The sequence below is a fragment of the Vibrio sp. E150_011 genome (genome assembly GCF_053544015.1).
Genome location: NZ_JBHFOL010000001.1, coordinates 164,237 through 177,474 on the forward strand (window position 1 = coordinate 164,237; position 13,238 = coordinate 177,474).

10 protein-coding genes are annotated in these 13,238 nt (G+C 40.5%); all 10 read right to left on the reverse strand.

The features are described 5' to 3' along the window. Positions 1-14: 14 nt before the first annotated feature. Positions 15-692 (reverse strand): GntR family transcriptional regulator, encoded by a 678-nt coding sequence (locus ACE1OE_RS00595; RefSeq protein ID WP_102469396.1) that lies wholly within the window; start codon positions 690-692, stop codon positions 15-17. An 11-nt stretch (positions 693-703) separates the two neighbouring features. Then, the gene (locus tag ACE1OE_RS00600) at positions 704-3,550 is read right to left on the reverse strand and encodes an FAD-dependent oxidoreductase (protein WP_449209729.1); all 2,847 of its coding nucleotides are present in this window, start codon (positions 3,548-3,550) and stop codon (positions 704-706) included. Continuing rightward, on the reverse strand, positions 3,547-4,689 hold the full coding sequence (locus ACE1OE_RS00605; RefSeq protein ID WP_157933716.1) for a M20 family metallopeptidase: 1,143 nt from the start codon (positions 4,687-4,689) through the stop codon (positions 3,547-3,549). Before ACE1OE_RS00605 ends, ACE1OE_RS00600 begins: the two co-directional genes overlap by 4 nt. A 13-nt stretch (positions 4,690-4,702) precedes the next feature. Next, positions 4,703-6,109 (reverse strand): dihydropyrimidinase, encoded by a 1,407-nt coding sequence (hydA, locus tag ACE1OE_RS00610; protein ID WP_449209730.1) that lies wholly within the window; start codon positions 6,107-6,109, stop codon positions 4,703-4,705. An 8-nt stretch (positions 6,110-6,117) separates the two neighbouring features. Then, on the reverse strand, positions 6,118-7,005 hold the full coding sequence (gene dapA, locus ACE1OE_RS00615; protein WP_449209731.1) for a 4-hydroxy-tetrahydrodipicolinate synthase: 888 nt from the start codon (positions 7,003-7,005) through the stop codon (positions 6,118-6,120). A gap of 6 nt (positions 7,006-7,011) precedes the next feature. After that, a complete protein-coding gene (locus ACE1OE_RS00620; RefSeq protein WP_449209732.1) occupies positions 7,012-8,292 on the reverse strand; it encodes a TRAP transporter large permease in 1,281 nt (426 codons plus the stop codon). 29 nt (positions 8,293-8,321) lie between these two features. Continuing rightward, complete coding sequence (locus ACE1OE_RS00625; protein WP_449209733.1) at positions 8,322-8,804, reverse strand: TRAP transporter small permease; 483 nt, start codon at positions 8,802-8,804, stop codon at positions 8,322-8,324. 11 nt (positions 8,805-8,815) lie between these two features. Next, entirely contained in the window at positions 8,816-9,781 is a 966-nt protein-coding gene (locus tag ACE1OE_RS00630; protein WP_102469403.1) for a TRAP transporter substrate-binding protein, read from the reverse strand. Positions 9,782-10,982: 1,201 nt separating this feature from the next. Then, positions 10,983-11,780 (reverse strand): EAL domain-containing protein, encoded by a 798-nt coding sequence (locus tag ACE1OE_RS00635; RefSeq protein WP_449209734.1) that lies wholly within the window; start codon positions 11,778-11,780, stop codon positions 10,983-10,985. A gap of 218 nt (positions 11,781-11,998) precedes the next feature. Then, positions 11,999-13,237 (reverse strand): hypothetical protein, encoded by a 1,239-nt coding sequence (locus ACE1OE_RS00640; RefSeq protein ID WP_449209735.1) that lies wholly within the window; start codon positions 13,235-13,237, stop codon positions 11,999-12,001. Position 13,238 lies beyond the last annotated feature (1 nt).

Consider the following 13,238-nt stretch of genomic DNA (forward strand, 5'->3'; position numbering starts at 1 on the left):
AAATAGATTTACCGTTATAAATCACCAAGCAAGCGCTGTTTAATCGACGTCAGGTGTTGTCCCATTAATTGTGTTGCAAGAAATTCGTCTCTGTTCATAAGTGCATTAAAAATGTCAATGTGTTCTTGCCACCCCGGCAAACTAGAATAAGTAGTGCGAGGTTCTTCATACAAATTACAAATGATACGCATACGTTCTATCGTTTCTTTCATCAATTGATTACCACAATTGTCGGAAATTAATGCATGAACTAAGCTATCTAAAGACCAGTGCTTTTGTGTGTCATTGTCTAAAGCACTGCTAGCCTCAATAAACTGCGTAACGACTATAAATGCGTCTCGAGGGATCCGTTTGATACATAACTTTGTGGCTTCAACTTCTAATATCAAACGCATACTTAGTGCTTGAATATACTCCTCAAGATTCACCACTTTAACACATGCCATTCGTTCACTAACTCGAGACACCAACCCTTGCCCTTCAAGCTTTTCGATTGCTTGCCTAAGCGGAGTGCGTGAGATACCAAAAAGTGCTTCAAGCTCTCGCTCTACTAGCGGAGTACCACTCTTTAATTGGTGACTAAGAATCAGCTCATGGAGCAACTCATAAGCGCATTCACGTAGTTTCATACCCTCCGCTGTAAATGCGTGTACTCTGCTTATACATAAGTCCGAATCTAAATCGATAGCCATATACTCATTCCTTAACCAAAACGTAAAGGCAAAAACTCTGCTCGTATCGAATCACGAAAACCATCAACTGCAAGTTCTGTGATCATTTTTCCCACCAAAGGTGCAAGGGTAACACCGTTACTCGTCACAACATGAAACAAACCTTTCACCTTTGTATCTTCTCCAACCACAGGTGCTCCATCAATATCGATATTCATCGCTGCCCATGTTCTAATAACATTGACATTACCGAGCATCGGCATGACGTGCTCTGCAACCCAAGCATTGCCCTTTAAGCTATTAATCATGACCGTGGAGTGGCTCGATAAAGGATCATATCCCGCCGTCCAGCCCCCTCCAATTAAGAAGTTACCTTTATTCGCTTGCTTCAAAGTTAAATGGCGGCCTACATGAGCTATCAAGCGAGTAGTCACTTTTTCTACAGGTTCTGTGACAATCATCTGTAAAGGTGCACCAAACACAGGTACGCTACCTCCTGCCATCGATGCTATTTCACCACTCCATGCACCAGCAGCATTAATAATTTTACCTGCTTTAAACTTACCTAAAGCACATTTGGCTACAAACCCGCGAGGTACCTCACTTATAGCTTGTACAGGGCAATTTTCATGAATGATAACGCCTAGATCATCCAGCTGTTTGCGCAATTCCGAAGCCACTTTATGAGGATTTACTTTACCCTCATTGTGACAAAGTGCTGCTCCGACTAGATTGTTTGAAAGTGCCGGCTCTAAGTTTCGTAATTGAGCGCGATCAATCAATTCTACATCAACACCTAAACGCCTTTCACGAGCCACTTTTTTCTCTAACTTTAGTAAACCTAGATCGTTATCCGCGACCATCAGTCCGCCCTGCTGGCTCAACTCAAAATCAGCATTCATTTCTAATTCGAGTGTCTTCCAATAGTCAATCGCTTCGCACTGTAATGAAAGCGTGTGATCTGCTGGCATTAGAGCTGATGACTCAGAAAAGTCAAATGACAGCAACTGTGCGTGTAAACTTCCCGCATTTCCTCCAGAAGCCTGACCGTTCGTTCGCCCTCCATCAAGCAACGTCACACTCATGCCGCTTTTCGCCAGATGGTAGGCAGAAAACAATCCAACTAACCCGCCTCCTATTACCACAAAATCACTTTCAGGCTTGTTATCTGCGAGAGTATCGTTACATCTCGAAAGATTCTGTACGAGGGATTTAGGTGTCGCTCGATAGTGTTTAACCCATTCTGGTTGTTCTTGACTTAAAGACCCCAGCGGAACAGGGCGAATAGGCGTTCGCTGAGTCATTGGTTCAACGTCAACGCCTTGATCATTTAATAACTGTGTCATACTTGACTGACAGTATCGGCCTTGGCAACGCCCCATCCCAATACGAGTTAACTGTTTTAACCCTCTTGCAGAACTAACGCCGGTTTTCAATGCCATTTTCACATCAATTGCTCGAACTTGTTCGCAACGGCAAATCACTGTCGCATCATCAATATCCAAAGGTGATACCGAAAAGACAGAGGCTAATGAAGATTGAAATTTTAAAACCCGTTCATAACTCCCCTTATCAGGTTTCGCTATACTTTCCAGAAGATCTAAACCAGCCGCTTCGCCCTCTAATAACGCTTTTTTGTAACCACCAATATTGCTTGCTTCACCAATAATATAAACATGGGGCAAATTACTTCTGCCATTTTTAGTATTTTCTGTTGGCTTAGCACCAAGTAATCTAGCTAGATCTCTATTAGGAACTAAACCTCCGCTCATGACTAATGTTTTACATTCTGAACGTTGTTCTTCGCCTTTATCATTTTTCCAGAACAACATTAGGCCATCCGCTACTGAAATGATCTTAATTGGCCTTATTCCTATTTGATAGCTGATACCTTTTTTCAACAGGCCTAGTCGAAAAATACCCCCCTGTTTTACTAATGAAATATCGGAAAAAACCATAGATGTCATTGGGCGTAGATTTCTAATACTATTAATTTTCGCCATTTCTAATACGGCTACGGTTTCCTCCATCGATTCTGAAACATCGTGCGCAACATTAAGCAACAATGGACCATTACCAATGAACAAATACGGTCCTTTTGGTAAAACACCAAATCGACGTTTTAATATTTGTACCCCGCCACAGGTCATTACGCCTGGTAAGTCCCAACCAGGTATTTTTACAGGTAGTTCCCTAGCACCAGTAGCAATAATGACATAACGTGCATCCACTCGATAATTATCAGCTTTACGGTTTAGCAATAGACGAACACCGCCTTCTGATTTATTTTCAGCATGCCACACCATACAGTTGATCCATGTTGTCACCCCAGACTGACAAGTCTTGCGGATCAATTCTCGACCTTGTATATGACGTAAGTCTAAGTTGTTTTCTACCTTAGAAAGTTCAGGCTGCAGTTGTTTGAAATATTGCCCTCCACTGCTGTCATTTTCATCCACAAGTAGTACCGCCATACCATTACTAGCAACGGTGTTAGCAGCTGCAAGACCTCCTGGTCCCGCACCGACGATGACAACATCGAAACTTAAATCGGTATAGGTCGAAGTGTTTTCATCAATAGGCTCTCTGACTTTAGGGGCTCGCACCACATCATGCTGTCTAGATATAGACATCCCTTCTTTTAGCTGAGTTTTACAAGCACGTTGACTTATTGCACCATCAACAGTGACTAAACACTGCTGACATTCGCCCATACCACAAAAGACACGATTGCGGCTATTTTTAGCATTTAAAGAACGCCCGGCAACGGTCAAAGCTGAGGCAATGGACTCCCCTTTCACACCATTTAACCACTCACCTTCAAACTGAAAACTAATTCGTTCTTCTGGCCAATCGAGGTTACTATCTCTCTGCATCATTTATTACCCTCGATATTCAAATAGCGGTGGATCGCATTTAAATGAATAGCGGCACTAGCTTCTAGCTCTTGTAAGCTGATCTTCTCGTTATCTGCATGTCCTTCTGCCCCATCCCCTGAACCAAAAGTTATGATTTCAAGGTTATCAGAAGAAAAATAGCGACCATCAAATGCACCCACCGCATCAATATACTGTGGCGCTTTGCCTGTAATCTTCTCTATCGCACAACCTAAACTTTCGTTCAGTTTGCCCTCCGACTTACTTTCATAAGGCTCCGTTCCGAGTAAAGTAAGTAATTCCCAGCTATCATCTGGTTCACCAAGCGAGCTTATAAACTGTTCTAGTTCCGTAAAAGCCTGATCTACACTAATACCCCAAGGGAAGCGCCTATCGATTTCTATTTCACAATAGGCAGGTACGACATTGGTATTCTCGCCACCATGAAGCTTTGAAACATTCATCGTTGAGGCAAGGCCATCGCGATCTTGCTGACTTAGTGTAGGCAAATACTGAGCCTCGACTTTCGAAAGTATCCGAACCATTCGCAATACCGCACTATCGCCAATCTCAGGCTTACCTGCATGAGCTGACTTTCCAAAAACTCGTAACTTCATCCACATAATACCGCGCTCACGGCAAATCAATTGATTATTGCTAGGTGCTGCGACAAGTAAACTGTCTACCGGCCCTAAAACTTCACCTCTGAGACTTGCGAGACCGTCTTGACCTAGCTTTTCTTCATCACACACAAATGTAAAAGTCACTTTTCCAGTAAAATTCACGTCCTGCGCCAGTTTGCTGGCTAACGCCATATGTAAGGCTGTAAGAGCTTTACAGTTAGAAATGCCAAGGCCATAAAGATTGTCGCCTTCTTGAGTAACAGTGAAGGGAGCGCTCTCCCAACCATCTCCTGGGGCAATAGTATCTACGTGGCTATTCAATACTAAGTGAGGACGGCCTTCACCTAGTGTCGCACAAACGTTGTACTTATCTGGAGCATGATTATGTAATGTCACCTGCAATGGAAATCGAGTTAATTCTTTCTCAATATACTCACAAATTTCTTTGCAAGAATTGGTTGGGTAAACACTATTTATGGAGACCAATTTATCCATATATTGTTTTATCTGTTCCATCATAACTTGGTCCTCTCTAAACAAACTCACTTGTGTCCGGCTTACCAGAAAACACAAATTGCCCTTGACCTTTTTCAGCCGTTGGTTTCCCGTCATCAAAGACGACAGCCCCTCGAGAAATTACAATTCTAGGCTTTCTTGTAAGTGACATCCCTTCGTACGGGGTATAGTCCACATTGTGATGCAATTGACTATTGCTAATTGTTTCTTGTACCGAGTCACTCCATATAACAAGATCTGCGTCAGAACCAATTGCAATCGTTCCTTTTTGGGGATAAAGACCATAGAGCCGCGCGGGAGCCGTTGCGGTCAGTTGTACAAAACGATGAATAGATAATTTTCCCGTATCTACACCATGGCTCATCAGCAATGGTAAGCGAGTCTCAATACCTGGAATACCATTAGGTACGTTATGGAAGCAACTGCCATGGTTAACGACTTTCTTACCTTTATCTCCCTCAATATCAAAAGGGCAATGATCAGACGAAAACACCTGAAAAGAACCATCTTTGAGTCCCTGCCAGATAGCATCCTGATCATATTTAGAACGTGGGGGGGGTGAACAAATATACTTAATTCCATCTTCACCACCGAGATCGTCTTGTGTCAAAAATAAGTATTGTGGGCAGGTTTCAGCAAAAATATTAACACCTCGGCGCCTCGCTCTCTGAATTTCAGATAACGACTGTTGATTAGAAACATGCACAATCAAAATCGGCACATTTACTAACTCAGACAATGCAATCGCACGAAAAGTAGCTTCTCGCTCACCTATCCGCGAATGAGCGATTGCATGATATTCAGGGCCTTTTTTTTCTTCTTGCAGCAATCGCTCTGTCAACCAACTAATACATCCATCGTTTTCCGCATGTACCATAATTAAGTTATTATTTTCTTTAGCCGCACTAAGCACATCCAATATTTGTCGGTCATCCAACTTCAAATTGTCATACGTCATGTAAATTTTAAAGTGCGAGTAACCCATTTTAGTCAGTTCTGGTACTTCTTCAGACAGTATTTTTTTATTCGGGCTCGTCATAATTACGTGGACAGCGTAATCAATACGCGCTTTGTTTTCTGCGAAACCACGATAACGAGAAACCGTATCAAAGAGCGATTCATCACCTTGCTGCAGAGCAAACGGGATAACTGTCGTTGTACCACCACAAAGCGCTGATAACGTGCCAGTATCGAAATCATCTGCCATCACAGCACCATCATCACAAGGTTGATCCATATGACAATGTGCATCCACACCACCTGGTAAAACATAACGAAATTTAGCGTCGATAACTCGATTCGCTTGAATATTGTCTGTGCCAAGGTAGGCTATTTTTCCATCTCGAATTCCAATATTAGCTATATACTGATCCGAAGCAGTCACTACGGTAGCGTTAGCCAGCACCAAATCAAATTCCATCATGATGCTCCTTATCTGATACTATCTGCCAAACCGAACTCCTGAACCATTTCTTCTGCTAGTGCAGCTAATTCAGGTGCCATCGGCAAACGCGGCGCGCGAGGGATACCGCAGTCACAACCCATAAGTGACAGTAAATGCTTACTGCCGGAAACATAGTTATGGCCCCCTACAAATCGAATTAATGGCAAGTACTTAAGATAGATTTCGCGTGCGGACAGATAATCTTGGTTTTGATCTATCATTTCGAACATTTTAGCTGTCGGGCCAGGTAAAAAATTTGAAGCTACGGATACCCAACCTACCGCCCCTTCAAGGAAGGATTCATAGCCCATAATTCCGCCAAATACGGACATTCGGTCACCACATAACTCTATGATATCTCGAATGCGAGTCACATCCATCGTTGACTCTTTGATGTAACTTACGGAATCTATTTCCGAAAGGCGAGCGACGATTTCAGGAGTAAGATCCACATTTGCCGTAGCTGGATTGTTGTAAATCATGATAGGCAAGCTACTAGCATCAGATATAGTTTTATAGTGTTGGTATAACTCGTCGGCCGTCGGACTTGAATAATAAGGGGGAATGATCATTGCACCATCAGCTCCCATGTCTTCCGCCTGCTTAATCAAGCGCACTGCCTCACGGGTATCTTCAGCCCCAGTACCTGCAAGAACTGGCACTCGACCTGCGACAGTATTGACTACCGTATCAAGCACGATTAAACGCTCTTCATCTGTCATACTTAAAAATTCACCTGTACTACCCAATGGAATCAATCCATGAATACCTTGCTGAACTTGCCATTCTGTATGTTGCTTTAAAGCGTCAACATTTACCGATTTTAAATCATCCGAAAACGGTGTCACCGTAACGGAAAAAGTCCCTTTAAACATAATATGTTATCCCATAATTGCATTTGGTAAATAAGTGGAAATAAGTGGAAAGTATGTAATTACTTGTAGAGCAAGTAACATTCCCAATAATGGTATGCGGGTTTCCTTTGCGACAATCATTGGATTGCGCTGTGAGATACTTGAGGCCACAAATAAAGTGATGCCATACGGAGGCGTCACCATTCCGACCGCCAAATTAACGACCACAATAATATTAAAATGTACAGGGTCGATACCGTAACTTTGAGCCATTGGCATCAATATAGGCACTAAAATCAAAATGGCCGATATACTCTCCATAAACATTCCAATGACCAACAATAAAATGTTTACCGCTAATAGAAATGTAATTGGAGACGAAGTAACTGAATCAATCGCACTTTTGATTACTGCCGGAATATTCTGACTCGAGATAATCCAAGAAAAGATTGAAGCTGTAGCTATAATAATCATGACAACAGCAGAGATTTTTGTCGCTTTTGCTATCAGTGCAGGCAACCCCGACCAGGTCAATTCTTTATAGACCAATAACCCCACTATAAAACCGACAACAACAGCTATAGCTGCCGCTTCAGTTGGTGTAAAGACACCAGATACGATACCACCTACAATAATCACTGGCATTAGGAATGCTGGAATAGCACGAACAAAATCAAACACCAATTTACGTAAACTAAAAGTGACTTCTGCTTGGTAGCGCCCAGGATCATTCTTAACATGAATTCGACAAGCGAACAGTAGAACTAGGACCATCAAAAAACCAGGGAAAATTCCTGCAAGAAACATTGCACCAACCGATGTTCCCGTCAAAGTTGCAATAACTATCATCATGATACTAGGTGGCAAAATAGGCCCTAAGGTACCTGCACAAGCCATGATCCCTGCGGAAAAATCAATGTTATAGTTACGGTTTCGCATTTCGGGCAACATAATTGACGAAATCGCAGCCGTATCAGCAGAACCCGAACCAGAAATTGCAGCTAACCCCGTACCAGTTAACGTTGAGACATACAGTAAACTGCCTGATATCCAACCTATTAACGAAGTAAAAAACTGAATAATACGCTCTGCAATCCCTCCTTTTTCCATCAACAATCCAGAAAGGACAAAGAACGGAATAGCCATAATGGTAAAGCTATCGAGACCAGAAAAAATACGATGACTCAGTACTACTGCTGGTATGTCATGAGTTAATATATAGAAGGTAGACGTAATCCCCATTGTGAAGAAGACAGGAACACCGAACACAAGCAAAATGGCAAATAATAATAATGCTAACGTTAACATAATAGCCCTCTTTATTTTACTTAGTTTTATTAAACCGTCTTAAACGATGTAATATTAGCTTTTTGTATAAATGAACTTATCAACTCAAGAATTATATAAGAAAGGCCAACAGGCATGACCATATATACATATTTCATAGATACCCCTAGTGCTGGAGACGTCTGTATAGAACCAATAACCAGCAACTGTTGTGTTCCCCATAACGTAATTAATAGAAAAGCCAAACAAAGAGATAACACAATATAAGAAATAATAACCTGAGATCTACGGGACAATTTAGCTATTAATACATCTACACCTGCATGCATTTTGTCTTTTACAGCGATACCTGCTCCCAAAATCACTAACCACACTTGAGAGAACGTTGCTAACTCCGTTGTCCATGCAATAGAATAGTTGAATATATATCGCCCACCGACTTGAATTATCACCGAAGTAACCATAATAAAAAATAGAATCATGGTCGTTTTCTCTATTATAAGGCGGATTGTATTTAGTAATTTCAGAAGCATAGGTTTACCTCCTAATTCAAAATAAGCGAAAGAACTTCTTTTTGTGCATCAGAAGTAACAAATTCATCATATACGCTAATCGATGCTTCTCGGAATGGAGCTGCATCGGGGTATGTCACAGTAACGCCAGCGGCCTTGATGTTTGTCAGCAAACTTTCATCCATATCAGAGTAAGCTTTACGTTCGATACTGGCTGATTCTGCTGCAGCTTCCATAATTGCTTTCTGATGCTCTGGTGATAATGAAGCAAATTTTTGTTTACTCATTATTAAATCGGCAACTAATGTCGTCCATGAGACCTGTGCCCAATATGGGGCTACCTCATAGAAGTTTTTTGCATAATAATTAGTATTCGCCGCTTCAGCACCATCAACAACGCCTGCCTCTAACGCGCCATATAGTTCAGCATAAGCTAATGGCGATGCATTCGCGCCGAACTCATTAAAAGAACTAATATGAGCAGGAATTGGCATCGTACGGATTTTTAAACCTGACAAATCGTCAATAGAATTTATTGGCTTGTCCGTCGTCATAATATGACGAATGCCTGCTTCGTAAAACGCCAACTTAACGAAACCATTTTTCTCCATGCTCTCTGTCAGTTTTGCTCCCGCTTCACCATCCATCGCAGTGTAAAGGTGATTCCGATCCTTAAACAAAAATGGTAAATCCAATACTGCCAACTCTGGAACAAAATTAGTTAATACTCCGTTGGTTGGAACCGTTATATCTAGCGTCCCAAAACTAATCCCTTCAATCATTTCCTTCTCAGTACCTAGTTGGTTATTGGGATAAATTTCCACCTCAATCTCACCATTGGTTTTTTCTTTAACCGCCTCAGCAAACGCTAACAAACCTATATGATAAGGTTCCGATTCAGAAGCGGAATGACCCGCTTTTAATGTAATTGCGCTGTAGGCATTGCTTATTGAAAAAGTAGAAACAATAGCAGCCAAAATCATATTCTTAATTTTCATAAATCATCCTTGTTTATTTTGGGATACCAAGTGGATCCAATTGGTATAAAGCAATATGCGTACCAACTACAATGTCCCCAAATTATTGACATTCTTTTCAGTAAAAGTAGGTAAGTTGCACCGTTCTAATGCGAAATGTTAATCTTTAGTGCAAATATACCTATCTAGATTGTACGAAGAATGTGCAGCGCGCTTGACATTCATCCACGTGGTTTTACGCATGGTTGAAGCACCATGAATGTAAACAAGAAGGACTGTAATCCCAAAGCCAAGAGCCAGATCGGGGTTTGAGGATATAGGAACGACCATGACAATGCTGTCGAAGAAAGCTTTTCCAGCTATTGAAAAGAGGAAGAGGTAAGTAAAAATTAACCCAACGAAAAAGGATGCTCGAATCGATATCTTCGAGTGTATCGAAATATTCTACAGCGTGAATCGAAAGTATAGTTCCAATACTCAACAGTCGCCTGTGAGGTATGAGAAGTAATATGAAAGAAGGCTAACTAGCGCATAGTGGTTTGGTGGTTATTCATTTCACTAAAAACACTTAACCTCATTGACTGTGATGTCATTGTACACGACGACATGAGTCATTTAGATATAGAGACGCGCTCGTGTGGTCAACAGTACTGCGTTCAATTCTGTCATCGAACGACAACCAAGCTGCAGATGATTTTCGTGGAGCACTCATCATACAGGTCATCAGCTCCAGTCCAAGAAGAGCGCTACATATTCAATAAGATTGTTAGGGAGAAAAAGCAGTGTAATTGAAGGATTTAAGCATAAGAATATTGAACGATATTTTAATCAATTATTTCCATGCGATGTGAATCACAACGCTCTCGCTACAATCGAAGTGATTCGCTTGTGTACTATTATCCGTGCGAGTATAAACATGAACTTTCTAAAATCACATATCTTGTAAGTGAGACAAAAAATCACTACAGCCTTCGACAGCGACAAGACTTCACGACGTACGAGAATCAATTTCGAATAACAAAAAGCTTGGGGCGCATTATTTACCTGCTTTTCTATCGGCCAATCTTTTGCTAACCTCTTACGACCACTGCAAGTTTGACCTATACAAAGCCCTCATATTTTTTGTCAGAGGTCACCGATATCGCGAAGAAACATCACCGAACAATAGATAAAAATAATGTTCTACTATTTAAACATTACTCATAGCGTTAAAATTTATTGATCATAAAAACAATGGTGTACCTCTATCGAAATAAAACCCTTGAACACCCCAAACAAATTGAGACATAGATTTTATCTCATTAAATATTTCCTTTGTTTCCACCATTTCTATAACGACTTTTTCTCTTCTAACCCGTATAAATTCTTTTAATATTATAAATTCGCTATAGTTATATGGTGCACGAATCTTCACTATGTCATATAAACCGTCATCAAGTTCGCACATTCTAAAATCATTGTCGTACAGATTGTAATCGTCAACTGCAACCAAGATGCCTTTAGATTTCAAACGTTCCAATCCACCTATAATTTCTTTACAATCACCACAAATATTTCTCTCTGTGATCTCAATGACCAGATTAAATCCAGCATTGAGTGTATTTTTATTCAACCGATTTATCATCTCAATAAGGTTAACATCACATAAATTACTCCTTTCAATGTTAACAAAAATAAACCCACCTTTGAATCCCAATCCAAACGCCTCAGTTGAAATCACACTATTCAGTCTTTCAACTAAGTCCTTTGTTAATGAAGCAAACATAAGACCATCATGAGAAGACTTTATCGGCGTTGATTTAGTTCTCACCCTATCGATTAGAACTTCACCTCCGACATAAAGCCCGCTTAAAGAAAAAATCTTTTGAATCTTATATTCATATTGAATTGGCTTTGGATCTGATAAAAATAGCAATTGGTTGGTAAATTCACAATGATGATACATAAACTCTCTCTTACATAGCCTTCCACAGTAATTTCCTAGTACATGTAGCACTAACATCGCAACTTCAAAAACCAAGCAGAAACTCTATAGATAATATCATTGACATATCTGTACATCTGACGCAATGATAATAGCATTAATTAAAAACTATAGTCGTCAATAATATAAACAACAATAAATGAAAGTTGCCTTTATAACGAAAATAATCCTAGTTCTTCTAAGATCTGCATCACTGTATTAATCTTAGTAACAAACTTATGATTCGCTAAAGCACCCTTTATGACGTACAAATTCTAAAGCGCATTATAGTCTACCTTCAACACAGTAGAGTATGATTCCCCTGGCGATTCATTATATATACGCTTCGCTTCTCCAGGTTTAGTTGAAATTTTTACATTCCCAAATGCTACGGCTGGTTTAGTATCGTCAACATCAAACTCTAGTGTTTTTCCTAATGAAAATTCAGTTCCCCCTGTTAACTGATAATTTGAAGGCAGGTCAAAATTCACGTCTAGCAACGCATACTTTGTGTTATCTCCGTCCTGAACCATTTTGCAATCGCCTTCAATCGACATATGATCGCATGTGACATTCATGCTAAATTTACGCTTATTACTTTCGAATCGATATTTTGCTGTCCCCTCAAGGTAGTCAGGCGCAACACCTGAATGTAACCACACATTTTTTGTATCGACTAACTTTATTTGGCTACTTAGAAATTCTAAAGAAGTATAAGGTAAAATCTCAACTACCAAGTCAAGAGGTATTGTCCCACTTGGTACAGAAAAATTAATATACTTTCCACCCGCATTCTGTGGGCTGGCTAAACCCAGCATATTGCTGGTGTCAAGCATTGCTCCATATGTAAATGGAAACACAGCTCTATAATTACCAGCATAATATTTCCCACTTTCCAATGATAGTTCGAATACAATGTCACTTACTTCAGCCATATTGCCGTCATTAAACTCTTTGCCTTTATTCATAACGTTATAACTAGCATAGTCCGATGAATATTTAGGTAACCGGCAATTCACCCCAGGAACATTTGGCATATCATTCAACCTAGTTACTAATATTCGCCATCCTCTGCGGTCTCCGTCTGTAAAATATCCTGGGGCGTACTGGTCACAATTACCAAGCTTGCCTCCACCAGCCCAATTCATGCTCGCAGTTTCGAATCGCACTTGCTTTACCGCGATCTTAGCATTAATAGTTCCCCCAGTGTCGGCATCTGTCAGTTCAACATCCCACTTAAATCCGGCTATAAAAGCTACTGTTGGATAAAACGGCCCACCTTGCCCAGCGTTAGGAAAAATATCTGAGTGTTTCGTGGTCCCATCATAAGCAAAGCTATCAGCAGCCCAGACTTGACTAATTTTTTCGGGGTGAGGGGGGGAGACTTGTGATACGTTACCAACCAACGGTGACATCGGATCTACACTTAACTTAATTTCAAATGCTTTAGATGCATTGATACTAATAATCATAGAAAAAAATAACACCATCAAAATAATATTTTTTTTAAACATT